General features: G+C 56.3%; 24 protein-coding genes and 2 pseudogenes. 19 read left to right on the top strand and 7 right to left on the bottom strand.

The genetic code is table 11. The features are described 5' to 3' along the window. The first annotated feature begins 60 nt into the window (after positions 1-60). Both BN77_RS20615 and BN77_RS20620 read left to right on the top strand, forming a co-directional pair. The gene (locus tag BN77_RS20615; RefSeq protein WP_040678225.1) at positions 61-882 is read left to right on the top strand and encodes a nucleotidyltransferase family protein; all 822 of its coding nucleotides are present in this window, start codon (positions 61-63) and stop codon (positions 880-882) included. Beyond that, the gene (locus BN77_RS20620; RefSeq protein ID WP_007535601.1) at positions 875-1,594 is read left to right on the top strand and encodes a metallophosphoesterase family protein; all 720 of its coding nucleotides are present in this window, start codon (positions 875-877) and stop codon (positions 1,592-1,594) included. Before BN77_RS20615 ends, BN77_RS20620 begins: the two co-directional genes overlap by 8 nt. A 35-nt stretch (positions 1,595-1,629) precedes the next feature. Here BN77_RS20620 and BN77_RS20625 read toward each other — a convergent pair whose 3' ends face one another. Beyond that, positions 1,630-2,919: a PQQ-dependent sugar dehydrogenase gene (locus BN77_RS20625; RefSeq protein WP_040678227.1), complete on the bottom strand. Its 1,290-nt coding sequence runs from the start codon at positions 2,917-2,919 to the stop codon at positions 1,630-1,632. Between the two features lie 26 nt (positions 2,920-2,945). Then, on the bottom strand, positions 2,946-3,392 hold the full coding sequence (locus BN77_RS20630; protein WP_007535605.1) for a DUF2231 domain-containing protein: 447 nt from the start codon (positions 3,390-3,392) through the stop codon (positions 2,946-2,948). 768 nt (positions 3,393-4,160) lie between these two features. Here BN77_RS20630 and BN77_RS35930 point away from each other — a divergent pair. The 4 genes and pseudogenes from BN77_RS35930 to BN77_RS20650 all read left to right on the top strand — a co-directional run bounded on the left by BN77_RS35930 (position 4,161) and on the right by BN77_RS20650 (position 6,825). Then, positions 4,161-4,654: pseudogene (locus BN77_RS35930) on the top strand (chemotaxis protein CheB). Further along, on the top strand, positions 4,585-4,893 hold the full coding sequence (locus tag BN77_RS35935) for an HWE histidine kinase domain-containing protein (protein WP_007535614.1): 309 nt from the start codon (positions 4,585-4,587) through the stop codon (positions 4,891-4,893). The pseudogene BN77_RS35930 and the gene BN77_RS35935 overlap by 70 nt, the downstream one beginning before the upstream one ends. Before the next feature lie 229 nt (positions 4,894-5,122). Further along, positions 5,123-5,455 (top strand): response regulator, encoded by a 333-nt coding sequence (locus BN77_RS20645; protein WP_280109953.1) that lies wholly within the window; start codon positions 5,123-5,125, stop codon positions 5,453-5,455. A gap of 155 nt (positions 5,456-5,610) precedes the next feature. Further along, complete coding sequence (locus BN77_RS20650) at positions 5,611-6,825, top strand: PAS domain S-box protein (protein ID WP_208856468.1); 1,215 nt, start codon at positions 5,611-5,613, stop codon at positions 6,823-6,825. A 5-nt stretch (positions 6,826-6,830) separates the two neighbouring features. Here BN77_RS20650 and BN77_RS32330 read toward each other — a convergent pair whose 3' ends face one another. Further along, complete coding sequence (locus BN77_RS32330; protein WP_007535621.1) at positions 6,831-6,992, bottom strand: DUF1328 domain-containing protein; 162 nt, start codon at positions 6,990-6,992, stop codon at positions 6,831-6,833. Between the two features lie 556 nt (positions 6,993-7,548). Here BN77_RS32330 and BN77_RS20660 point away from each other — a divergent pair. The 4 genes from BN77_RS20660 (at position 7,549) to BN77_RS20675 (ending at position 9,946) form a co-directional block, all read left to right on the top strand. Then, complete coding sequence (locus BN77_RS20660; protein ID WP_007535623.1) at positions 7,549-8,124, top strand: hypothetical protein; 576 nt, start codon at positions 7,549-7,551, stop codon at positions 8,122-8,124. Next, complete coding sequence (locus BN77_RS20665; RefSeq protein ID WP_007535624.1) at positions 8,117-8,533, top strand: phage holin family protein; 417 nt, start codon at positions 8,117-8,119, stop codon at positions 8,531-8,533. Before BN77_RS20660 ends, BN77_RS20665 begins: the two co-directional genes overlap by 8 nt. Then, positions 8,533-9,507: a DUF3618 domain-containing protein gene (locus tag BN77_RS20670; protein WP_007535626.1), complete on the top strand. Its 975-nt coding sequence runs from the start codon at positions 8,533-8,535 to the stop codon at positions 9,505-9,507. The genes BN77_RS20665 and BN77_RS20670 overlap by 1 nt, the downstream gene beginning before the upstream one ends. A 256-nt stretch (positions 9,508-9,763) precedes the next feature. Next, positions 9,764-9,946, top strand: coding sequence for a hypothetical protein (locus BN77_RS20675; RefSeq protein WP_007535628.1), 183 nt, complete (start codon positions 9,764-9,766; stop codon positions 9,944-9,946). A 166-nt stretch (positions 9,947-10,112) separates the two neighbouring features. Here the strand turns inward: BN77_RS20675 and BN77_RS20680 are convergent, their stop codons facing one another. After that, positions 10,113-10,409 carry a DUF982 domain-containing protein gene (locus BN77_RS20680; protein ID WP_007535630.1) on the bottom strand — a complete coding sequence of 99 codons (297 nt, stop codon included), beginning with the start codon at positions 10,407-10,409 and terminating at the stop codon, positions 10,113-10,115. Positions 10,410-10,455: 46 nt separating this feature from the next. Next, positions 10,456-10,656, bottom strand: coding sequence for a hypothetical protein (locus BN77_RS32335; RefSeq protein ID WP_085989860.1), 201 nt, complete (start codon positions 10,654-10,656; stop codon positions 10,456-10,458). Positions 10,657-11,533: 877 nt separating this feature from the next. On the opposite strand from BN77_RS32335, the gene BN77_RS20690 reads away from it, so the two are divergent. Further along, the gene (locus BN77_RS20690; protein ID WP_040678231.1) at positions 11,534-12,199 is read left to right on the top strand and encodes a DUF1684 domain-containing protein; all 666 of its coding nucleotides are present in this window, start codon (positions 11,534-11,536) and stop codon (positions 12,197-12,199) included. 208 nt (positions 12,200-12,407) lie between these two features. Further along, a pseudogene (locus BN77_RS34905) lies at positions 12,408-12,713 on the top strand (NADPH-dependent FMN reductase); the annotation flags it as partial. A gap of 624 nt (positions 12,714-13,337) precedes the next feature. On the opposite strand, the gene BN77_RS20700 reads toward BN77_RS34905, so the two are convergent. Further along, positions 13,338-13,910, bottom strand: a complete 573-nt coding sequence (locus BN77_RS20700) for a cysteine hydrolase family protein (RefSeq protein ID WP_007535648.1) — start codon at positions 13,908-13,910, stop codon at positions 13,338-13,340. A 101-nt stretch (positions 13,911-14,011) separates the two neighbouring features. Next, the gene (locus tag BN77_RS31475; protein ID WP_007535650.1) at positions 14,012-14,293 is read right to left on the bottom strand and encodes a hypothetical protein; all 282 of its coding nucleotides are present in this window, start codon (positions 14,291-14,293) and stop codon (positions 14,012-14,014) included. 330 nt (positions 14,294-14,623) lie between these two features. Here BN77_RS31475 and BN77_RS20710 point away from each other — a divergent pair, with 330 nt between their 5' ends. The 7 genes from BN77_RS20710 (at position 14,624) to treY (ending at position 24,656) form a co-directional block, all read left to right on the top strand. Beyond that, entirely contained in the window at positions 14,624-15,541 is a 918-nt protein-coding gene (locus BN77_RS20710) for a hypothetical protein (RefSeq protein ID WP_007535652.1), read from the top strand. A 403-nt stretch (positions 15,542-15,944) separates the two neighbouring features. Then, on the top strand, positions 15,945-16,172 hold the full coding sequence (locus BN77_RS34910; RefSeq protein ID WP_007535654.1) for a hypothetical protein: 228 nt from the start codon (positions 15,945-15,947) through the stop codon (positions 16,170-16,172). Between the two features lie 238 nt (positions 16,173-16,410). Then, on the top strand, positions 16,411-16,902 hold the full coding sequence (locus BN77_RS20720) for a YciE/YciF ferroxidase family protein (RefSeq protein WP_007535656.1): 492 nt from the start codon (positions 16,411-16,413) through the stop codon (positions 16,900-16,902). Positions 16,903-17,172: 270 nt separating this feature from the next. Next, positions 17,173-18,039 (top strand): SDR family oxidoreductase, encoded by an 867-nt coding sequence (locus tag BN77_RS20725; protein WP_007535658.1) that lies wholly within the window; start codon positions 17,173-17,175, stop codon positions 18,037-18,039. A gap of 280 nt (positions 18,040-18,319) precedes the next feature. Next, positions 18,320-20,389 (top strand): glycogen debranching protein GlgX, encoded by a 2,070-nt coding sequence (glgX, locus tag BN77_RS20730; protein ID WP_040678233.1) that lies wholly within the window; start codon positions 18,320-18,322, stop codon positions 20,387-20,389. Between the two features lie 47 nt (positions 20,390-20,436). Continuing rightward, entirely contained in the window at positions 20,437-22,212 is a 1,776-nt protein-coding gene (gene treZ / locus BN77_RS20735; protein ID WP_007535662.1) for a malto-oligosyltrehalose trehalohydrolase, read from the top strand. Next, positions 22,209-24,656 carry a malto-oligosyltrehalose synthase gene (gene treY / locus BN77_RS20740; RefSeq protein WP_007535664.1) on the top strand — a complete coding sequence of 816 codons (2,448 nt, stop codon included), beginning with the start codon at positions 22,209-22,211 and terminating at the stop codon, positions 24,654-24,656. Before treZ ends, treY begins: the two co-directional genes overlap by 4 nt. Position 24,657 lies beyond the last annotated feature (1 nt).

Below are 24,657 nucleotides of genomic sequence, written 5' to 3' on the forward strand. Positions count from 1 at the left end.
TCTTGAGGAACATCGATGTTTCTCAGGTGTTCAATTGTTCGACCGTTACCGAGGACGTCGATGAACCCAGCATCAACAGCCGAGCGATCGGAGGCTACCATCATGAAGGCGCGGGCGGTTCCGCAATTGATCGATCCCGATGCCGAGCCCTTCGTTGCGGACGCGATCGCTGAGCTCATTTCTTCCGAGATTCCTTTCCTGGTAGCGGGCACCTATGCGGTCAGTGCCTATACCGGCATTTCCCGTCTCACCAAGGATTTGGACGTGTTCTGCAAGGCTGGAGATTGCGCACGCATCCTGAATTACTTTAAGCAGCGCGATTATGCCATTGAAGTGGAAGACGAACGCTGGATTGGGAAGGTCCTGAAGGGGAAGCACTTCTTCGACGTCATTTTTGCGTCCTCCAATGGCACCATGCCGGTTGGCGACACATGGTTCGACAATGCGCGTCAGATCAAATTGTGCAATTGCCCGGTTAGGATCGTCAGTCCAACGGAGCTCATTTGGTCAAAGTGCTTTATACAGTTGAGGCATCGCTATGACGGCGCTGACATTGCTCATGTTATTTTGAGAGCCAGCAAAGAAATCGATTGGACTCGCCTCCTTGGCTACCTTGAGGTTCATTGGGAGGTGTTGCTTATTCACCTTCTCAACTTCCGTTGGATCTATCCGACCGAGCGGGACAAGGTGCCTCAATGGCTTATGGACGAACTGATCGACCGGCTCAAGGCGCAGGCGGAAATGCCACTTTCTCAAATGCGCATCTGCCGCGGGCGCATGTACTCGCGTGTCGATTACGAAATCGACGTCAAAGAGTGGGGATTTGCCGATGTCGGCGGCGAAGGTGGATTACGAGGCGACTGGGAGATTGAGGATGACTGAAACACGCAAGCTAAAGATAGCGGCAGTCGCTGATCTTCATGTGAAGGAGGATGACGATAGCTCCTACAAGGAAATGTTTGCCGAAATCTCCGGGCTCGCGGATGTCCTGGTCATTGCAGGCGACCTGACCGACCTCGGCAAGCCAAAGGAAGCCGAACGTCTAGCAGCCGACCTTCAAAGTTGTACGATCCCCGTGATTGCCGTGCTCGGGAACCACGACCACGAGAGCGGCATGGTCGACGAGGTCTCTTCGGTTCTGATCGACGCAGGTGTCAAGTTACTGAACGGCCAACCCGCCGAGGTCGACGGCGTGGCCTTTGTCGGTGTCAAAGGCTTTGCCGGCGGCTTCGGTCGCCATATGCTGGGTTCGTTCGGCGAGGCAGCCATCAAGGCCATGGTCGCTGAAAGTGTCGATGAGTCCATGCGCCTCGAAAATGCAATGCGCCGCGTCCGCTCGCAGCGTGCCATGGTCGTGCTGCACTATGCGCCAGTGATTGATACTGTCGAGGGCGAACCGCGGGAGATCTACCCGTTTTTGGGTTCGTCCAGGCTCGCGGAGACAATCGATCGCTTTCCGGTAAAGGCCGTCGTCCACGGTCACGCTCATAGAGGAACCTATCAAGGAAAGACACCCGGCGGCGCGCCCGTCTACAACGTGGCAGCGCATGTCGTAAAGCCAACTGGAAAGCCATACGCCCTTCTTGAACTCTGATCGAGTTCAGGTCTTCAGCCGGGAACAACGCGTGGTTAACCGGAGGTGACGCGCCACACCGTATTGCCGGCGTCGTCGGCGATTAACAAGGCGCCGCTCTTATCAAGAGCTAGTCCAACTGGGCGGCCGCGCGCTTCATTCCGCTCACTCAGGAAACCGTTAACGACATCGATCGGCGAGCCACTCGGATGCCCGTTCTTGAAAGGAACGTAGATGACCTTGTAGCCGTTGAAGGCGTACCGATTCCAACTTCCGTGTTCGCCGACGAAAGCGCCCCCGCGATAGTTCGCTGGAAAGGCGTCCCCGGTGTTGAACACCATGCCGAGCGGCGCAACATGCGAACTTAGCGCATAGTCCGGCACGATCGCTTTGGAGACCAGGTCCGGGCGCTGCGGCACCACTCGTGGATCAATGTTGCGTCCAAAGTAACTGTAGGGCCATCCATAGAACCCGCCCTCTTTGACGGAGGTCATGTAGTCCGGAACGAGATTAGGGCCGAGTTCATCGCGCTCATTGACGACAGTCCACAGCGCTTTTGTCTGCGGCTCGAAGCTGAGACCGTTCGGATTGCGCAGCCCGTCGGCAAATATGCGTGAACGCCCGCTTTGGCGCTCCACTTCCCAGATCGCTGCACGTCCTTTTTCTGCCTCCAGGCCGTTCTCGGTGATATTGCTATTCGATCCGACCCCGACATAGAGGCGAGAGCCGTCCTCACTCGCCACCAGGCTCTTTGTCCAATGGTGATCGATCGGGCCGCCAGGCAATTCCGTCAATCGGGTGCCAGGGTCGGTAATCTTCGTTTCGCCTTCGACATATGGGTACCTGACAATCGCATCGGTGTTTGCGACGTAGAGGTCACTGCCGACGAGAGCCACGCCGAAAGGCGAATTCAGGTGGTCGAGAAAGACCTCCTTGAGGTCGGCCGTTCCGTCCCCGTTGCTGTCGCGAAGAATTGTTATACGGTTGATGGGCTTGCCTCCCCCTGTGCCAGTCGCAAACGACTGCACGAAATCCATGATGAGGTCCTTGGGCCTCTTGGCCGATGCCTCAGGCGGCGCCACGGATTCAGCAACCAGCGTGTCTCCGTTCGGCAGGGTATAAACCGATCGCGGGTGCTTCAGGCCCGTGGCAAAAGCGTGAATTTTAAAGCCACCGGCCACCGACGGACTCTCATTCTCTTTCCAGCCGACAACGTTTGCCACCCGCATCGGCGGGATCAGGTATTGAGAAACTGGCGGCAACTCTGGATTAGGCCCGATTTCGTCAGACGGATCCGGATCGTTATTGCTGCATGAGCTCAAGGAGGAGCAACCCAGCAGCACCATGCCCAGGCAGGTTTTCCATTTAAGATTCACGAGATCCAATCCTCCGGCTTGCGGTGCTTGGAAATGGTCCCAAGTAGGGCAGCGACCGCTATTGCCGCCGCGGTAAACGCCGAAAGCGCGAGCCCGCTAGGAACGACGGAGGTCCAAGCATCACGGCTATGAATGAACAAATTGAACACCGACAGGACGAAAGCGAGAATAAGGCAGGCGAGGTAAATCCACGAGACGATCGGCTCCAAACTTATCGCACCGCGAATGACGTCGATGACAAGCGTCGCAGCAGCGATGATCCCGATCAGCAGCCCGGCCGTGAGTAACCAGGCTGAAAAGTCGGCCCACGTCATTTCCGCGGTTTTCCAATAGACAATATCGGTGACGAGCGCGCCGATCAGAAAGGCGGCGCAGAAATGCAAGGGCACAGTGCTAATTGATGGGGGAGCTGCGCCTGCAGCCATCATCCTTGGATCAGCCATTATCACGATCCTTCTGATTGGATTTCAAACAACGCGTTCGTCAGAAGGTTCCCGCTAAACGTCGATGCTTTTCTCGGCAAGAGGACAAGACGTCATGTGGTTCTGCCACACGGAAGCGTAGCTCATTCGTGTTTTGGATGGAGGCAACCGATCGCCGCGCCAGACGACCAGGTAACGGAACTTTGTCCAAAGGACAGGGTTGATCATCAAATAGAGCTATAGAGGAAGAGCGATGCCCGACAGACGCACAATTGCTCTCGGCCTCGCGTCGGCCATTACGCTGCTAAGCGCCACGGACGCTTGCAGTGAAGGACAAACAGGAACCAATCGCAGCAATTGTCAGGCTCCCGCACAACAGCAATCGCCGAACGCCCCGGCGCGCGCAGGCAATCGCGAAAGAGACGTTTCCAAATGTGGGGGTGTGATAGCGCCACCGAGATCAGGTGACGAAGTTATCGAGCACCCGGCCCCGGAGATCGGCAAGACGCCGGTCATTCCTCCCTCCGATATCCCTGGTCGTCGTTTCAACCATGGCGAGCCAGAGAATTGGCTACAAATGGCGGTTCACAAGGCTCGCCAGCCTGGACAATAAGGGCCGAAGCGATTTTTTCCGACGGTGTTCATTATGGTTCGGTTGTCCGATTATCCGCCTAAAATTGCAGCGTCATCTTGGAGGTATTCGCAGTGTCGGAAGGTCTGCAGTTCCCGATCGTCGGTACCGGTGCTTCAGCAGGAGGTATTCCTGCGCTGAAGGCTTTCTTTGAGAAGATGCCTGCCAACCCAGGTATGGCTTTCGTGATTGTGACGCATCTTAGCCGCGATCGCGAAAGTTTTTTGCACAAAGTGATCGCCCGTTACACGCTGCTGCCGGTCACCGCCACCGAACAGGATATGGTCGTTCGCGAAGACCGCGTGTACGTGATGCCGAGTAACACGATCCTGACTATCAAAGGCGGCAAGCTGCAAGTTCGCAAGCCCGATCAGGCCAAGCGCGAGCGCAAGCCTATCGATTTTTCACCTCGCTTGCCCTGGACCGAGCCGTACAGTCTGCCGCTGTGATACTTTCAGGTAGTGATGGAGACGGGACACTTCGGGCTAAAGCAATTCGCGAGGCCGGAGGCTTTGCGGCGGAGCAGCACCAGAAAGTGCTAATCAACGAGCTGAATCTCCGCGTGAAAAATCTCCTCGTGGTGTGGCCAGCATTGCCAAACGCAATTTGGAAACAGCCTCAAGTCTCGAGCTCTTTGGCAAGGTCTTCCTAGGCAGGCTGAAATCGATGGAAACAGCGTACGCTATGCTGTCGTCTAACAACTGGAAGAGCGCCTCCGTGCGAGACATTTTCGCCGATGAGTTGGAGCCTTCAGTGATCAGAATTACGATCTGGAAGGACCGGACGTTCAATCGGCGGCGCAACCATGTGTGTCCCTCGCAATGGTCGCACATGACCTCGGGACAAACGCCTTCAAACACGGCTTCTTGTCAGTGGACGGCGGTCGGGTGAACGTGGGTTGGACACTCGATGATCGAATGCTCCAGCTTACCTGGATTGAGAAAGGCGGCCCGCGGGTTACCGAACCTAAGCCACTGGCTATGGGTCCGAACTGCTTCATGGCGAAATTGAATATCGCTTGAGGGCAAAAATAGAAACAAATTACCGGCCCGAAGGGTTGGAACTGCACCTTCGCTTCCCAACCTAGCCAGGTGCTCCGTTGCCACCCGATCTCCGTATCTTGATTGTCGAGGACGAGTTTTTCATTGCCACTGATCTTGCACAGACATTGCGAGACGAGGGCTACGCAGTCGCGGGACCGGTTCCCTCGGTCGGCGAGGCTCTTATGCTCATCGACGAAGGAACTGTTGCGGCTGCCGTTCTCGATATTCATCTCAATGATGAGCACAGTTATCCGGTCGCAGATCACCTTGCACGCCTCGGCATCCCTTTTCTATTTTTGACCAGCTACGTGGAAGCGGATCTACCCGAGCGGTTCAAAAATCGCCCTCTCATTTCCAAGCTCGCTAATGTTCAAGCCGTCGTGGTGGTGTTGCAGGCGTTTCTTACCTGACCCCGATCAGCGATCGGAGACAGACGTCAGCGTGGGTCTGTGCCGCTGACGACCTGGCAATGGCACAACGTAGCCAAACTCCTAAAAGGTTTTGATGGCCGTGGAAACGACATTCGGAGCGGACCTATCGCACAAGCATCGACGGACATACTGTGATGTTTCCCGATATGCGTACCCGCTTTGATGAGAGAGTGATCTCTGCTACTTCTATCGGGGTGGAAATACCCGGCCACGATTACACTTCGATTGGAGACAAAGGAAAAGAGAGCGCGATGAATGGCAATGAGAAGGATCCCATCGATTCCATCTCACCGGGTCAAGAAAGAACGCAGGAGCACAAACACCAAGCCGCCAATATCCCATTCGGCCTCAAGCAGCAGTTCCCGTCAGAAGCATCCTCGGCGAATTGGCTGGCTGCGATTGTCGAGAACTGCAATGACGCGATTATCAGCAAGACGCTTGAAGGCATTATCACCACTTGGAATCACGCTGCAGAGCGTCTGTTTGGATATTCGTCGGCCGAAGCGATCGGGCGGCCCATAACGATCGTCATCCCCATGGACCGGCTTCATGAAGAAGAAGACATCCTCAGAAAGGTTCGTCGGGGCGAGCGGGTGGATTATTATGAAACTGTGCGTCAGCGCAAGGACGGAGGCCTCATAGATATCGCGCTCACAGTTTCGCCGGTGCGAAACGCGGAGGGTTCGATTATCGGCGCCTCGAAAATCGCCCGCGACGTGTCCGAGCGCAGGCGCGAACGCGAGCGCCAAGTTATTCTCCTTAGAGAGATGAGCCATCGCATCAAGAACCTGTTCGCGATGATCAATGCGTTGATCAATATTAGTGAACGCTCAGCAGAGAATACGAAAGAGCTCGCCTCAGATTTGCGCAACCGGGTCTTCTCTCTGGCTCGGGCCCAGCAGCTCACACTGCCAGATCCATCAGGCCCAATATCCGAGGGGTTCTCGACCAGCTTGTTTTCACTTCTTGAGGCAATATTCGCCGCTCATCAAGAAACCGGCCGGGACCGGATTAAAATTCAAGGAGTTGACGTCCCAATACAGGGCACGGCGCTGAACTCTCTGGCGTTGCTGTTGCATGAATTTTCGACGAATGCCGTCAAGCATGGAGCACTTTCTACGACCGATGGCCGCATCAGCATCGAGATTGCATCTAACGGGAACGAACTGCGCCTCACCTGGAGCGAAACCGGGGGGCCGCCAATTCCGGCACCAACCCCAGGGAATGGCTTCGGAACTCAGCTGGAGCAGGCGATCGTTGAAGGTGCGCTGCGCGGCTCGATCGCTCGTGATTGGAGACCAGAAGGGCTTCAAATTCATCTGAGCGTGCCGATACGCACGGTCAATTGACCCGCCTAACGTCGCGCCACTCGCATAACGAGCGATATGACGAAAAGAGCAAGGAAGATAAAGAACAAGATCTGCGCGATCGAGGCGGAAGCGCCCGCTATGCCGCCAAACCCAAGAACACCAGCAATCAGCGCAACGATCAAAAACACCAGGGCATAGTAGAGCATTTTCGACTCCATTGTATTCACGCATCTATTCAACCGTATCCAACCAACGGATACGGTATTGGTTCCATCATTTATCAGCAGCCCACAGATGTCCCCGCTGCGGAAGGGTCGTTTGCATCCCAGCCGATGGCTGACCATCTCGCTGCACTCGGGTTGGTGACCCTGCTACTTGATCGGGCGAGGTATTGGTGAAGCCCGGGTGAAGCCCGCGTACGTCAGCCGATATTGCTGGTAACTAGTCCACAATCCCCAATGTCCTGGATAAAGGGAAACTGTGAGGCCATCAACGACACCGTCATTATTCATCGAGATTGTCGACACCTGCAGCCTCACCTGCCTGAGCGGAACCGACCATCGTCGTAAAGGGTGCGCCGTTCGCAGACGATGGCGCGAGATTGCAGCATATACTCTCTCTGTGAGTGCACAAATACGGTAGGTGGCGCGCACCGGTCGCGGCATCGCTTTGCCTCAAGTCGTCCTGCTGCAGCGGAGCGGGAACTATCTGAAACATCCGTTGTTCGACGGAAATCAAACGTTCTTTCACTAGGAGACAGCCATGACTGAACGAGACGTCGGCTCGGATGGCGGACGCGATATCGCAACACCGCATGCTCCGGGCAGTTCTGTAGGGCAGACATCGGTCGCTAAAAGCGCTGCGGCCGATCTGGGCCGAAAAATTTCCGAAGACGTACAATCCCTGAAGGAAACCGTGGGCGATGACGTAGCTGCCGCAACTGACGCGGCCAAGCAAATGGCATCTCGCCAGAAGAATGTAATAGCAGAAAAGCTGGGCGGCGTCGCTGCCGCGATGGAGAAGGTCGCCAATGAACTGGAGAACGGCAACCAGCGAGACATCGGTCGTCTGACACGAACTCTTGGCGCTAGCGTGCATGGGCTTTCCGAGCAGATAAAGGACCAAGATGTAGGGCAAGTTGCACGAACAGCAGAGAACTATGGCAGGCAACAGCCTCTTGCATTCTTAGGCATGGCCGCCCTCGCCGGCTTTGCCGCAAGTCGCTTTCTGATGGCATCGGCAGGGCGTCAGAGCCAAACCGGTCCAACCGACGACAAAGGCGCGGCTGGCCAACGTCACCTCGGTGGCCGCTCTACGGAGGATCGCCCAAATGGCTAGCTTCCAAGATCAGCGTTCAATCACCGAGCTTGTTACGGGCCTTCTTGCCGACTTATCCGGTCTTTTCCGCAACGAACTCAACCTCGCCAAAGCCGAAGCCTCCGATAAAGTGTCACATGCCTTGGCTGGCGCGGGCACTATCGCTGCAGGACTCGTTTTGGCCGTCGGGGCTCTCGGCGTGCTGCTCGCAGCGCTTGTGAAGGCTGTTACTGCGTTCCTGATGGCACGAGGTATGTCCGAACCTAACGCCGACGTCCTTTCCTCAGTCATCGTCGGCGTCATCGTTGGAATAATCGCCTGGGCTGTGATCGCCCGCGGCCGCGCCGCTTTGCGTGAAGAAAGTCTCAGGCTCGACCATACCGCCGCGTCCCTTCGGCGTGACGCGCAGATCATCAAGGAGAAAACGTAATGGCCTATACGCCCACTAGCCCGACCACTGCGGAGATCGAGCGCGAGATCAACGATGACCGCCGACGTATCGAAGAAAAGATTGATGCCATCCAACAACGTCTCTCCCCGGGACAGCTTGTGGATGAGGTCCTTGCTTACGCGAAGTCCTCTGGTGGAGGAGAATACGTCGCCAGTCTCGGCGCAGCGCTTAAGAACAATCCCATCCCTCTCGCCCTCATGGGCATCAGCATGGCTTGGCTCATGGCCGGACCGAAATCGACGTTGTCGAGTTATGCCCAATCAGACGAATATCCCTTGGCGACGGTCCAAGGGAGCGTGCGCCGCACCGGCCCTGTTCAGGCCGATGGCGAAAACCGCTATAGTCATTTCATTGATGATGCGGGAACACGCTATAAGGCGTTGACCGACGAGACCGGAAAACGAGCCGGCCACTTTGTAGACGAGACAGGAAAGATGTTTCGCGGCCTTGCGGACGCTACGGGCCAGCAGATCCAAGACATACGTGACGAAGCGGGCGTGTTGCTTGATCAGGCAATGGGATGGTCCTCCCATACATGGCAGCGAGTCACGAATTCGGCCGGCAAATTGGGTGACGCCCTTGCTGAGGCCGGGCGAGGTTCCTATCGCGCGAGCGCTCACATCAGTGAAAACACACTGGCGCAATTCCGGGATCAACCCCTCGTCGGCGGCGCTCTCGCTTTTGCCATCGGAGCAGCGATTGGTGCTGCCCTTCCTCACACGGAACAAGAAGATTCTGGAATGGGCGCTCTGTCCGACGAGATGAAGAAGCAGGTCTCGGATGGGGTGTCTCAGGCTTTGACCAAAGCGGCAGAGGTCGGTGAAGATGCGTCTAAGCGAGTTGTCTCGGCTGCCACCGACATTCACGACCAGGCGCGAAACCAGATTGCGAAAGAAGTGGACCAGCTACGTGATGTAGACGAACGCATGGATCCCGCGAGCGATTTGCGCTAGCCAACTTTGCTGGCCGGATGACCAACGTAGCTTTCCCGCCGTTGTTTCACCTCAACCTACTGCCAGCCGTAAATTAGAAACCCGGTGCTGAGTGGCCGGCACCGGGCTTCTTTCGACTGCCGTTGAGGGAAAGCAGTCGATGCGACGAATGTCGCCCGGCAATAACTCAGATGCAAGGGCGGTTGTTCCCGAGGTGCAGGATTACTGGAACAAGTCGGCGGCATTGGTGTTGATCCATGGCGGAAAGGAGAATGACATGAAGACAAATGACACCAACGCGACGCCGGAACAAAGGCCGCCGAAGGACGTGAGGTCAATCGCCAAAAAACACGAAGCGGCCGACAAGGAATCGCTTGCGCCGCCAGCTGTTCAGCCTCATGGAGCCAAGGATGAAAGCGAGCGTCCGATTGTCAACCCGATTACAGGCGTCGCGCAGTAGCTAGCCCGCGCGACATTGGAAGCGCCGGTCGTGTTCAAGCATCTTCTCAGGTCGATGTGACCTGCAATTCGACATTAGAACATCTATCTACGCGTTTGACTATAATAGACATAGTAGCCAGCGATCGCATGCCCTCCATCTTGCATAACTGCGATCTCACAGGAGCTCAGGTGCCCCCGATATTGCGATCCGACCTCTTCCGAAAATAGCTCGGCACGTCTTCGCATGGCACAAGTTCGCCATGATGCGCTAGAAAATGTTGAAAGCTCTTCCTTAGAAGAGACAACGGGCAACGCTTGCACGCAGCTTCGCGCGCAATGTTTACGATCCGCTCGTAAGTGTCATCCCTTGCGCAGGTCGGCCACTCGTCGAGGTAATCGAAGACGTCATCTAGACCACCGATTTCCTGAATAAAGTACTTTCGTTGCGCAAAGAGTGGCGCGCTGAACGCGTCGAGAGCCATTTCTACCTCCTCGTCAGATGTAGGCCGTAAATACTACTTCGAAGATTTAGTGCAACGGCACCGCAGGTGAGGCCCTCCCCGAAGCAAGATGCTCTGTAATGGCGCGCCGCACGTCGGTCACCGTGTCAAAGAGCCTGTTGTCCAAGCCTATGACATGGAAGCGAACGGCGATGAACTTCAGACGGTTTTCGCTGGGAACTACTATTCCGACTTCTTGACCGTTGAAGATTACTGCTTGCTTTTCCATAAGGATCCCTTCCACGCGATGCGGGCACATGAATAGCAGATGGGATGAAAGATCTGCGATGCTAGAGGGCAGGCGTCCGTCGGTATGGAATCGGACGAAACTCATTTGCATGATCTGGCCGCTCGAAGGAGCGAGGTCGATTAGACCAGGTCATCATTCCTCCCTTTGACCCGGCCGCCGGTAACTGAGCGGCTGGAAACTAAAAACTCCCCTTAGCGAAGACGGTAGATGAGAAGACAAATACAAGCAACTGATTTTTAGATTTTTTTAGTGTTTTCAATTATATGACAATTACCGCATTGCGAAGAAAAAAATGGCTTACGTGCATCGAAGGGAAAAGCTCCACCGCCTCGGCGGGCCGCCATGATCTTTTTCAGGGTAAAGCTGCGTCACGCGTCTTCCCGGCAAATGCTGCTCGGATTGGTGCGGAGGCGGCGCATATTGACAAGGCCCCGCTCTTTGGAGGCGGAGCCTTGCAGTAATGGATGTTTTGAGGGCAGCGATTACATCCACGGCCTTCAAACAATGCTATAACGGATCGGTTCCAACGGTCATTGGATAAACAGGTGACGGGTGCCGATTGCAGATATGGATGCCTGTAGCGGGTGAGCCACACCGCTGCAGACGCGAAAGAACTGCATTGCTTTTTGTCGTGAGAGTGCAGAGCGCCTTCCGGATCCTTCTCTTCGATGTGGAGCTCACAATTTGTAACCCCACATGCGGACTGCCGCTGGGTGGCTCGAGTCCTTGAGACACCCAATCGCCTCGGCCATCCTTGGGACTATCCCCGTCATCTGCAACCGGTGTTTAGACCGCATCTTTCGGATCAGTGCGTGATTGATTAAAGTTGCGCCGCGATGATTGGGCGAGCGTTTCGATGAACGAGAGCCGCGAAATTTCCGACATGGGAGGAAATGATTTGAACGAGGCTCGACAACTGTGGGAATGGCGCGAGAAGATCGCCAATCTCTACTACGAGGTACGTTCTAGCACCGACGTGGTTGCTGCCTGGGGCCTTTGGTGCGATACCCGTTCGACCCTATTTCGCGACCATCCTCAGTCGCCAATTGAATCGGCGGACCGCAAAGCGTTCGAAGGGCCAACGACATTTTCTTATGATCCCTCGTTGCGTTTGACGGTACAGCTTGTCCCGGTAACGCCGGAACGGATAACCGTCGCCACAGGAGCGGATGGTGACCTGTCGATGCATGCGTTCTCCCGTACAACGGGGCTGGAGGCCAGATTGGGTGGCGAATTAACCCTTTACTGGATTGAGGGGTACGGCGGGGGCGTGTTCCTGCCGTTTGTCGACGCGACCTCAGGGACCGAGACCTATGGTGGTGGCCGATATCTCCTCGACACCATCAAGGGAGCGGATCTCGGAGGTGTCCGTCCAGACGGCGCACTGGTGCTCGATTTCAACTTCTCCTATTTTCCTTCGTGCGCCTATTCTTCCCGCTATGTCTGTCCATTAGCGCCATCGGGCAATCGACTGAAAGGCGCGGTGAGAGCAGGAGAACGGCTACCTGTCTCGAAACGATAAGCGCCGGGGTCACAGGTCAGAAACTTCGAAGCTGGCCACTCAGAAGTCGTGCCTGCTTCGTCCTTTTCCAATTATTTGAGCGGTTTCCCTACTTCTATGCCTGGGTGGCCGATGTTGCGAGGCGATGGCCACAGGTGACAGCTTTTGCTCGGGCCCCATTATCGACTCGATGCAGTCTGCGGCTTCCGCATCAGCAAGCAGCTAAAAACGTCATCTGAAAGATCGGCTGTTTTTCAGTCCTTGTCCACGGCGACATGGGAGGCGCAGAAAGCGTCCGCCGCAGCCTGGCGGACTGGTTGAAAACGATGGATCTTGTGCCTGCGCGTCCGTTGGCCGAGATCGACCGCTACATCGGCTATTGGGAACCCTACGTCACCAGTCATTCGAAAGAGACACGGCGCTTCAGGACGAAGTTCGCATCGCGGCCCGCACGCTCCAGGAGGCGGTCGTAGCTCGCTCGCAGGGCGGGCAGGTCTCGGCCGGCTTGGCTCTAAGGCAACCTCGTGCAAAATAAGACGCCAACAACGCCTTGGCTTTCATCATGAGGCGTTCCGTGATTATGGAACGCCTCCAAAACTCGGCGGCTGATCGCGGTTTCCTCCCAATAAATTCACACACACGCTATTCGACCGTTCGGAAACTGCCTATAGAGTTTCACGGGATGGCGCTATTGGATCGCAGATGAGGTTGGAGCGTTGGTCAGTATTGCGGTAGGTCCCGGATACCTCGTAATCAATATGGACGTCAGTTCTTCCTGTGTGTGATGACCTTTATTGAAGAGGTCGATGACTGCACTGCAAAGCATTTCGGAGGCACGCTCGTCCGGCTTGGCTTTATAGTGTCTGTACCACGTCTGAACAGATCGTGAGAGCATCGCCATTTCGCTGTCTCTGATACGTCGAACAAGCATTTCTTACCTCCAGACTTGTTGAGCATCTGGATCGTAGCGGCTCTAAATTAGAGGTCAATAAAGAACCCGCGTACGGAATCGAACGCGTCCCAAGCGGGTTGATGACAAATATCGAATGGCCAAAGCATCTATGCGAGTGGGTCAATAAGGCCAATCGGCCCGGGACCAGGATTTGGGTCTTCTTGCGCGAGCAATCTACCTAGCTTCCCTGAGTTCTTACCCAATCTCTTAAATTCCTGAAAGGAACTCTTCCGTCGTGGTAATTTCCACCTGAACTGAGAAACGGTGCCCAAGCAACGCGAGAGAGGCGTCGTGGGTGGAGTCTGCTCCGCTGCAAACTGCGTCCTTCAGGACAATGACACAGTAACCGAGGTCGATAGCACCGATCACAGCGGCAAGCACGCATACGTCCGTTTCGCCGCCAGTGATGACAAGGGTATCGATGTGTTCCGCCGCCAACTTTCGGTGAAGATGACCCCCGATCCAGGGAGAATAGGTCCTCTTATCAAAGACGCGTGCAGGCGGCACATATCGTCGGAGATCGGAAACCAGATCAATCAACTCTGTAGGGAGTTTTGCGCGCGTCATCATCTCCCACTTCTCGTAGTAGGCCTTCCACATGCCCGGCATAACGTCGGCAGATACTGGGGGAATGAACCTCGTGAATACGGTTCGTTCTGGATATCGGGCCACCAGTTCGACGATTTCGGGAGATACTTTTGCCATCCACGGGACATGCCACGGCGTCTGCTCTGCAAACATTCGCTGCATGTCAACGCACAGGTGGACCCACCTTTCCATAAGATCTCTCTTCTGCGCGCGCACACTAACTGAACGTAGAGCCATGAGGTCCATGTGGCAGCGAGCGCGGCTCCGGCTACAACGGCAATGGGACCCGTCGTCTAGTGCTCTGATGATCCGGGCGCGACGTCCGTTGCGTCGCCTTGCAGCGTGGGATCTTCAAAAAGATCAGCTCTTAGCGATTGAGTGGTTTCGTCGAACTCGTTTCCAAATGCTGTGAGTTGCACCAGAATCTCCTTGGCGCGGCGAACCGCGTGGCCGCCGTCGAGGCTGTCGTCATCGGCTATCATGCGCACAGACACCAGTTCCCCGCCCTCACCAACAAATTCTACCAAGAGTTTTCCATCCGTAACGGCGCCCACATGGGTTTCGATCAGTTGCATTTTGTTTCTCCGTCATTGGCGAGGAAGAATGTTTGTGGAGAGCCGTTGTTCCCGCAGGGTGACGAATGCGCCCTGAACAGCGTAACGGCGGTTGAAATTCATCAGGTCTCGGTTGCTTCCGAAAATGAGCGTAGGTCGGCCAAACGCCGCATAGCCTTCTGAAACAAGAGCGGAAACGAAGCTGGAACAATGTCCGCGGCCGGAGGTTCGAAGAAGGCAAATCGGCTTTCTAGGAGATTTTCAATGGGCCGCGGTCTACTTCTTTGGCTTCTCGGGGTTCCACTACCGATCGTCATTCTTCTCGTCCTGTTCATGAGGTAGGGGGCTGCCATGTCGACAAGCGAAAGCGAAGGCGACGCTATGCCAATTGAGTCTTCAGGGTCTGCCCTCGCTTGGGGTCCGATCCTCGGCGGCGCCGTTGCAGCCACTGGCATAACACTCATCCTCCTGCTGCTCGGCTCCGGCATGGGACTGACCATGGTCTCGCCATGGTCAAGTGAAAGCAGTTCGGCAACGACCGTCGGGGTATCGGCGGCAATCTGGCTCATTGTCGTCCAATGGCTATCCTCGGCTTTGGGCGGTTATCTAACGGGGCGCCTGCGCACAAAGTGGGCAGCCGCCCACACGGATGAAATATTTTTCCGTGATACAGCACATGGCTTCATTGCTTGGGCCTTGGCAACGTTATTCGTCGCCGGATTTCTCGCGTCATCGCTAGCGTCGCTTGCAACTGCCGGCGCGAATGCGGCTGGCACGATAGCCAATACGGCAGGGGCTGTGGGGGCTGCTAGCGTGGCTTCCGTGGCTTCAAAAAACCCGTCGGATTCTTCAATCGCCTACTTCACCGATGCCCTGCTTCGTCCTCCACAAGCGAGCGGCCAAGCGCGTGAAAACGATGGTGCCGCGACCGCTGAAATCTCTCGGATCCTGCTTCAGAGCGCGGCAAACGGTCGAGTGTCTGACGGCGACAAGACTTATATCGCCAGTATCGTTTCGGCTCGCGCCGGGCTTTCTGAGGCAGACGCTCGCAACAGGGTCGAAGCAGTCCTTAAGCAAATTGATGACGCCAAGACCACGGCCCAAGCTCAGCTCGACAAGGCAAGAAAAGCGGCCGCCACCACGGCCCTCGTCGGCTCTCTTTCGCTGCTGGTCGGCGCCTTCATTTCGTCAGCGGCCGCGGCGTTGGGCGGCAGACAGCGTGACGAGCAAGAAGACCTCGTCGTCACGAGCGGGCGGCGGCCGATCTGACGAACGCTTTCAGCTTCTTTAGGCATTGGCGGTTCAAGACTGCCGCCAAGCCTCGTACGACAGGGGCGCTACACGCGCTATCAACTGCGTAGCACGTGGAACTTTCTACGTCTCCACCCGTTCTTTATCTTGCAGCGCTTCAATTCCACGCTGTGGGACCATGCATCGCCCTATGCAGGTCCGCTAAAGGTCCGGCGCCAGCACCCCCGCTCGCCGGGCCTTGCATTTTGTAGAGACCCTTCTCCGTCTGCTGACGGTGTAAGAACAAGGTTCGGACGGGAGGCTGCCGAACATGTCTTTCGTGAAAATCGGCGGAAGCCACATCCTCTCACGAGGTCGATAGGGAACTATCAGGTCCGGACCGGGTTTAGCCAACATCTCTTTCCACAACGCGGAGGCGAGGATGTGGGCAATCCTGATCGGTGCCACTCTCATAGTTGGGGGGCTTCTTCTCCTCTTCCGGCCAGCGCTTGGTAAGAAATTGAGCGAGCCGCACCGACTACCACAAGGTGGACGTACGCTCGAGCCCCGGCGTCAAGGCGTGCGATTCCTTGGTATATCGCAAAACTGGCCGGCCCTGACCGTCATCGCGGCCGGCGCGCTCCTGATGTTTTTCGGCCAATATTTGTGAGACCTGACCGAATTTAGCGCGATCTGGGGCCCCTACCAAACCTGCTGTCGCGCAAGTCCGCACTCCAGCACATTCCCGGCCAGTACGGAGAAAGATTGCCGCGGCTGCGTCGAGCGCCAGCTTCTGGACGGCATCTGGTCCGTTCCAGCAAAACGCCACGTTGAACCACAGCCAGGGAACATCCGGGAGCCCCCTGAGTTTAAGGCCTGCACTAGGACGCCAGTCAAGGAGGATACACATGGCTAATCAGAAGACGCTCGACGACCTGTTCCTCGATACGCTCAAGGATATTTACTACGCCGAAAAACAGATCTTGAAGACTCTACCGAAAATGGCTCGTGCCGCGCAATCGGAGGAAGGAAAGGCCGGTTTCCTGCAACACAGAGATGAAACCCAAGGCCAGATCGAACGCCTTGAACAGGTGTTTGAGATCGTCGGCAAACCCGCTCGCGGTAAGACCTGCGAGGCGATCCAAGGTATCATTTCCGAGGGTGAGGAGATTATGGAAGAGTTCAAGGGATCGCCAGCTCTGGATGCCGGCCTTATTTCATCGGCACAGTCCGTCGAGCACTATGAAATCGCCCGTTACGGCACGCTTGTCGCCTGGGCCAATCAGCTTGGTCTGAAGAATGCGATACCGCTCCTGAAGCAGAACCTCGCCGAAGAAGAGGCCACGGACAAGAAGTTGACCCAACTGGCTATGACGGCAGCTAACGCCAAGGCAGCCTGACGCAGAAATCGGCCGCGTTTTGCGGCCGATCCCTCACCTGAAATGCGAAGCTTCGCGACGAGATCATGAGGCGGTGTTAGTCGCCTCTCCAACATGTAAGCCCGCTCGGAGAAGCGCGTCTTCGTTGGTTTGCGCATAAGGTCGGATCATCATTCAAGGCCCTCTTCGTCGCGGGGCTCTACCCGAACCGATACACGATCCGCTGCAGGCGGGGAACCGTTCCCTCCTCGCGGGGTTAGGTTGCGCGAACCATCAACCCTGGAGTCCAAGATGAACAACGACGCACGCCGTCCCAAGCCTCCTTACCCCTCACAGCACCAGGAGCCCCCTGGTATTACCAAGGATATGAAGCCCCTGCCCGATCACGGCGAGCAAACCTACATAGGAAACGGACAGCTTACCGGAAAGGTCGCTCTGATCACGGGAGCAGATTCGGGCATCGGCAAAGCTGTGGCAATCGCCTTTGCAAGAGAAGGTGCCGACGTAGTCGTTTCCTACCTTAACGAGGAAGACGATGCGCAAGATACAGCGAAGTGGATCGAGCAGGCCGGCCGCAAGGCAATTCTTGTAGCCGGCGATATCACGTCTGAAGAACACTGCGCTGCAATGGTGCGACGTACGGTCGACGAATGTGGGAAGATCGACGTGCTCGTTAACAATGCTGCGTTCCAGCGAACCTACGCAGACATCGCCGACATTAGCGCCGAGGAGTGGGACCAGACTTTCCGTACCAATATCTACGCGCCGTTTTTTTTGTCGAAGGCGGCGGTGCCGCATATGAAGCCCGGCAGCGCAATTATCAACACGACCTCCATTCAGTCACGTCAGCCTTCCCCCTACCTGCTCGCCTATGCCACAACGAAAGGCGCCATTTCGAATTTCACGGCAGGGCTGGCAGAAATGCTTGCCGCAAAAGGCATCCGCGTGAACGCCGTCGCCCCAGGCCCGATCTGGACACCCCTCATTCCGTCGACCATGCCGGCCGAGAAGGCCGAAAAGTTCGGCGAGCAGACGTTGATCGGACGTGCCGGACAGCCGGCGGAGCTCGCGGGCGCTTACGTTCTGCTTGCCTCCGATCTTGGTAGCTTCATGACAGGCGCAGTCGTGCCGGTAACCGGCGGCGAAATCATGATCTAGCCTGACATGGGCCGTCAGATCAGGCTAGATCAAATCTCTTTCGGCAGGAAAGCGCGTCCTGCCGAGATCAACTTCGAAATTGCCCAAAAGACCCAAGCTGATCGCCTTTCTTCCCACCCTCAGGCTTGTGCGCCGCTTCGTAAAACCGCGAGGCTTCAGGGGCTTCTCGTGATTTGCACTTCTTCAGACGAAACCTCAATCGGTGGCACAGCCTTACCCCTCTCGGAACCTAAGGAGCGATCGCGTGTTTCAATCAGCAGTTTCGGCCCCAGGACATATCATGAGCAAATCTCGCGGATCCATTCAGGCAGGTGATTATACGACCATCGGCGCCAATCCCGACGAAGACGGAATTAACTTTGCACTCTTTAGCGGCAACGCTGAACGGGTTGAATTATGCCTGTTTTCCGAAGATGGAACGCATGAAATCGAACGAATCACGCTTCCCGAATACACCAACGAAATTTGGCATGGTTACATTCCTGGACTTAAGGCCGGCATCCTTTATGGTTACCGGGTCTACGGGCCCTACGATCCCGAGAACGGGCACCGCTTCAATCCGAACAAGCTCCTGATCGATCCTTATGCACGTGAATTCGTGGGCCACATCAACTGGGGGCAAGCGCAATTTGCTTATCGGTTGAATGACGAAAGAAAGGACCTGTCATTCGATGAGACCGACAGCGCGACAGGAATGCCCAAAGGGCGCGTCGTCGACCCAGCCGCTTTCGATTGGGAGGCCGACAAAAACCCGTCGATCCCCTGGCCAAACACGATATTCTATGAGACGCACGTCAAGGGCTTCACCCAACTGCACCCGGCCATCCCGCGCGACTTGCGCGGTACATTTGAGGGCCTCGGACATCATGAGATCGTCGCCTACATCAAGAGCCTCGGCATTACCTCGATCGAGTTGTTGCCCATACATTGGTTCCCAGACGATGCTCATCTTCTCGAGAAGGGATTGAAGAACTACTGGGGATACAACAGCCTCGGTTTCTTTGCGCCCGCGGCCCGATACTTTGGCCCGCAAAAAATGGCAGGTTTCTGCAATATGGTCAGGGCATTTCATGAGGCTGGCATCGAGGTCATTCTCGATGTCGTTTACAATCACACTGCCGAAGGAAATGAATTGGGGCCAACGCTCTCATTCAAGGGCATTGATAATTTCTCCTACTATAGAACCCTTCCCGGGCAGGCACGGTTCTACATCAACGACACCGGCACGGGAAACACCCTCAATACGTCGCATCCCCGCGTGCTCCAGATGGTGACGGATTCCCTTCGCTACTGGGCGCAGAACATGCATATCGACGGCTTCCGCTTCGATCTTGGGACCATCCTCGGGCGCGAACCGAAAGGCTTTGATCAGCGCAGCGGTTTCTTCGACGTCATTGGCCAGGACCCTGTCCTGTCCAAGCTGAAATTGGTGGGAGAGCCTTGGGATATCGGACCCGGTGGCTACCAGGTCGGCGGCTTTCCGCCCGGCTGGGCCGAATGGAACGACAAGTATCGAGATACAATTCGGGAATATTGGAAGGACGAGGATGGCACAACGCAAGACTTTGCTGCCCGTGTACTCGGCTCCGGCGATATTTACGATCTGCGGGGTCGCAGGCCATGGGCTGGCGTTAACTTCATAACCGCTCACGATGGCTTTACGCTCAATGATCTCGTTTCCTACAATGAAAAACACAATGAGGCCAATGGCGAGGATAACCAAGACGGGCATGATGATAACCGAAGCTTCAACTATGGGGCGGAGGGGCCGACGGACGACGAAGCGATCAATGCGGTGCGTGAGCGGCAAAAGCGCAACTTTCTCACGACGCTTTTCCTATCTCACGGGACGCCTATGCTCCTTGCTGGAGACGAACACGGCCATAGCCAAATGGGCAACAACAATGGCTATTGCCAGGACAGCGACCTAAGCTTCTTGCATTGGGAAAACTTGCCAGAGAGTGCCCGGCAGTTGGAGCAATTCACAAAGCGCCTCATTGATTTACGCCGGCAGCACCCAATCTTCAGGCGCGAGAGCTGGCGCGACGGCATGGAGGTGTCGTGGTTTAACCCCATTGGTGGGATACAGACAGAAGAGCATTGGTCCGACCCCGGTAGCACGACCATTGGTCTTCGCCTGTCGCGGGCCGGCTGTCCCGATGAGGAAATCAATGACGTGCTTGTCCTATTCAATCCACACGATGGCGATGTGCACTTCAAGTTGCCGCATACCCGAGACGGTTGGATTCTGATGCTGACAACGGCTGACCCGAACTCCGTCGATGGTCGAATGGTCGGCGGCGAATGCTGCCTTTCCCCCCGAAGCCTGGTTCTGCTTCGAGCCGGGTAGTGTTCCAGGCCAAAAGGCGGTCACTCTGAGGCGCAAGGAGGTTGCCCTTGAGCAGGTTTTCATTCGGCCCGGTGGCTTTGGCCACGGGTATCCAATTTCGCCTGTGGGCTCCGCATCAACGACGTGTTTTGCTGAACCTCGACGGTGGCGGGTCCCACGAAATGACGCGGTCGCCAGATGGCTGGCACCATTGTGACGTTGCCTGCGCCAAAGCCGGATCACTCTACAGCTTCATCCTCGACGACGGACTGATTGTGCCGGACCCGGCGTCGAGATTTCAGCCATGGGATGTTCGGGGTCCAAGTGAGATTGTCGACCTCGACAGCTTCGCCTGTAACAGCGACGTTTGGCAGGGACGAGCCTGGGAGGAAATGGTATTTTACGAGTTGCATATCGGCACCTTCACAAAAGAGGGAACTTTCCTTGCTGCCATCGATCGTCTCGATCACCTGAAAAGCCTCGGAATAACCGCCATTCAGATCATGCCGATAAGCGATTTCCCGGGCCGGAGGGGATGGGGATATGATGGCGTGTTGCCCTATGCACCAGAAAGCACCTACGGTCGCCCCGAACACCTGAAGATGCTGATTGAAGCAGCGCACAAACGCGGCATCTGCGTCTTTCTGGACGTCGTTTACAATCACTTCGGCCCCGACGGCAATTTCATGCCTGATTATGCGCCGATCTTTTCCGACCGCCACGAGACGCCCTGGGGTAGCGGCATCAACTACGATGGCGTCGACTGCGAACCGGTGCGCCGGTTTGTTGTCGAGAATGCCGTCTACTGGATTTCCGAATACAGGATCGATGGGCTGCGGCTGGATGCCGTGCATGCCATGGCAGACAATAGCGGCGCACATATCCTGCATGAGATTGCCCGTCGAATTCGCGAGGCTGCCGGCGACAGAAACGTTCACCTCGTCGTAGAAAACGAAGCCAACGACAGCGATCTCCTGAGACGCGAAGACGGCGGCGGCGCGTGCCTGTTCACCGCCCAGTGGAACGATGATTTCCATCATGCGCTTCATGTCGCAGCAACCGGCGAGACGTTCGGATACTATGCAGACTACGCCTCCAACCCGCTTTCGATCGGAAAGGCGTTGGCCGAGGGGTTCGTGTTTCAGGGCGAGCACATGCCTTATCGAGGCGCGAAGAGGGGCAAGCAAAGCGCGGGCTTGCCAGCAACCGCGTTCGTTGCATTCATCCAAAACCATGATCAGATCGGGAATCGTGCCATGGGCGACCGCGTGATCAGCTCTCTTCCTGACGAGGTGATCCGGGCTGTCGCCGCCGTCTATCTGCTCTCGCCACAAATGCCGATGCTATTCATGGGCGAGGAGTGGAACGCAAGAGAGCCCTTTCCCTATTTCTGCGACTTCAACGCGATCCTGAACGAGCAGGTGAGGCATGGACGGCGCGCCGAGTTTTCCAGAGTGCCAGGCTTTGCCGCCGACGATCTTTTGGATCCGACCGAACCTTCGACTTTCGAGGCGGCAAAGCTCGACTGGTCAAAACGCGATGAGCAGTCCGGCGCAAGCCATCTCGAGTTCTACGCCAGCCTTCTTGCCGTGAGGCACAAGCGCATCATCCCTTTGCTAAAGAAGCTTGGTCGCTACGGCGGTGCCTTGGAACATCGAGAGGATCGCTTGGTGTCGGTTACATGGCGCCTTATCGATGATCGCAGGCTTCATCTTTTCAGCAATCTTACAAATGAACCTGTGCGAATGCCCGATGATGCTCCCGATGGCGAGGAAATCTTCTCGCTGAGGGCGGCTGACGGCGTGATAGCCCCTTGGTCCGTCTTCTGGAGGATCGGCGTTTGAACATCCCAACCTCGACCTATCGCTTGCAATTGCGAAATGGGATGACCTTCGAACGGGCAGAACGGATAATCCCCCATCTTCAGATGCTAGGTGTCGGTTACCTGTACCTGTCGCCGATCATGTCGGCGGTATCGGGATCGACGCATGGATACGATGTGACCGACTGCAACGAGATCGATGCTGCGCTTGGGGGACGTGCTGACTTCGATCGCCTGACCAAGGCACTAGAACAGGCAGGACTTGGGCTAATCGTCGACATCGTTCCGAACCATATGGCCGTGTCAGCCGAAAATCCCTGGTGGGCCGACCTGCTTAAATTCGGCAGCGCGAGCACGTTCGCGAGATACTTCGATATCGATTGGAGTGAACGGCTTACCTTGCCCATTCTCGGCAAGCCCTTGGAGGAGGTGCTGCAGGACGGCGAGCTCCAGGTGCATATCGATCCTCACGATGGGAAGCCTCGCCTCCATTACTTCGACACTGTCCTGCCGCTCGCCCCGGCTGATGGCATTTCATATCCTCCGGGCAAGGACGAGATCAGAACCCTCCTCGATGCCCAGCATTGGCAGCTCACCTGCTGGCAAGACGCAGCCCGCCATTTGAGCTACCGCCGGTTCTTCGAGATCACAGGTCTGGTCGGGCTACGGGTCGAAGTTGAACACGTATTCGAAGACAGTCACCGCCTAATCCTGGAGCTCGTCAAATCCGGTCAGGTCCAGGGTTTGCGCATCGATCACATCGATGGATTGGCTGATCCTAGTGGCTATCTTGCCAGACTCCGGCGCGCTGTCGGACCCGACCTGTTTATCGTGGTTGAAAAGATTCTCGGCGCTGGCGAAAAGCTGCCTGCCGACTGGCCTGTCGCGGGCACAACCGGCTACGAGTTCATAGCCTCGCTTTCCAATCTTCTTGTCGATCCAAAGGGCTTGGAGACCATTCGATCCGTCTATTCGACGCTGCGCCGACGTGACGACGACTTTGAAACCGGCCTTCGCGCTGCAAAGGCACTGATGGTCGACCAGAATTTCCAGGGCGAGATGGAAAGAGTGAAGAAGCTTGCCTTGCGAGCGCGGCCCGACTTGAAAGAACAAGACGTCGCCAGCGCGATCCGGGAGTTGCTGGTCGCCTTTCCCGTCTATCGCACCTATGGGGCCAACGGCGCCGTGAGCAAGGAGGATGAAGATGTCCTTCGGCGCGCCGTCACAAAAGCTGCAAACCATGCTTCTTGTCAACAAACTCTCAATTGGCTCGGGTCCGTCCTCGTGGATGGGTCAGAGCCCGTGCTACGTCTCGCATTTCAACAGCTGAGCGGACCGATCATGGCCAAGGCCCTGGAGGACACGCTCTTTTACCGACAAAACGCTATGCTTGCCCTCAACGAAGTTGGAGGACAGCCCGACAGAGCGCCGGAAGGTCTCATGGCCTTTCACCACCAGATGGAGGAGCGTCTTCACACCTCTCCTCACGGGCTTTCGGCTACATCGACACACGACACCAAGCGGGGGGAGGATGCACGTGCCAGGCTCTATACTTTAAGCGAGGCCCCAGTGATCTGGAGCAATGCCTTCCACCACTGGCGCGGTATGAACCGCCACTATAGAGGCGAACATGCCGGTGTTATGATACCAGATCCGGAGCTCGAATGGATGCTCTATCAGAGCCTCGCTGGTTGTTGGCCCGAAGGTGATCACCACGCGAGCGCGCTCAGCGACCGTTTCGTCTCCTACGTGGAAAAAGCCGTTCGAGAAGCAAAGCTCGCGTCGAGTTGGAACAAGCCCGATATTGTTTATGAGAAACTGGTCAAGAACTATGCCGCTGCACTGACCTCACGCTCCAATTCTGCGTTTCAAAGGCATTTTTCGGAGGTTCTGGCGCCGTTCATTACTGCTGGGTACGTTAACAGCCTGGCGCAGACACTGATCAAGCTCACAGCGCCCGGCATTCCCGACATTTACCAGGGATCCGAGCAGGTGGACCTCAGCCTCACCGATCCCGACAACCGGCACCTGCTCAAGATCAACCCGCCGGCAGGAGCGGTGGAGGCACAGATCGAGAGCGCTGATCTGCCGTTCGGCTTGGTGAAACAGCGGATTATTCAGCTCAGCCTGCAGCAGCGCAAAAAGCACACCGATCTGTTTTCGAGAGGAGCCTACCTGCCGCTCTTTGCACGAGGCAGGCGAAGTAGACATGTCATTGCCTTTGCGCGGCATGATGAAATCGGTCACCACGCCGTGGTCATTGCCTCGCGGTTCATGCTCGGGCACGCCGCTAACGGCTCGCTTGCCGCTCCTCCGGAGTTCTGGGGAGACACGACGATTGACCTTCCCTCTTTCCTTGTCTGCCCAAGCCGTGAGGTCTTTTCTGGATACTCGGTGAATGTGCATGAGCTTACGCTTTCCGCGATCCTGCGCTCACTTCCAGTCGCCCTCATAGCTGGTGAGTGAT

Source organism: Rhizobium mesoamericanum STM3625 (assembly GCF_000312665.1).
In the GTDB taxonomy this organism is placed as follows: domain Bacteria; phylum Pseudomonadota; class Alphaproteobacteria; order Rhizobiales; family Rhizobiaceae; genus Rhizobium; species Rhizobium mesoamericanum.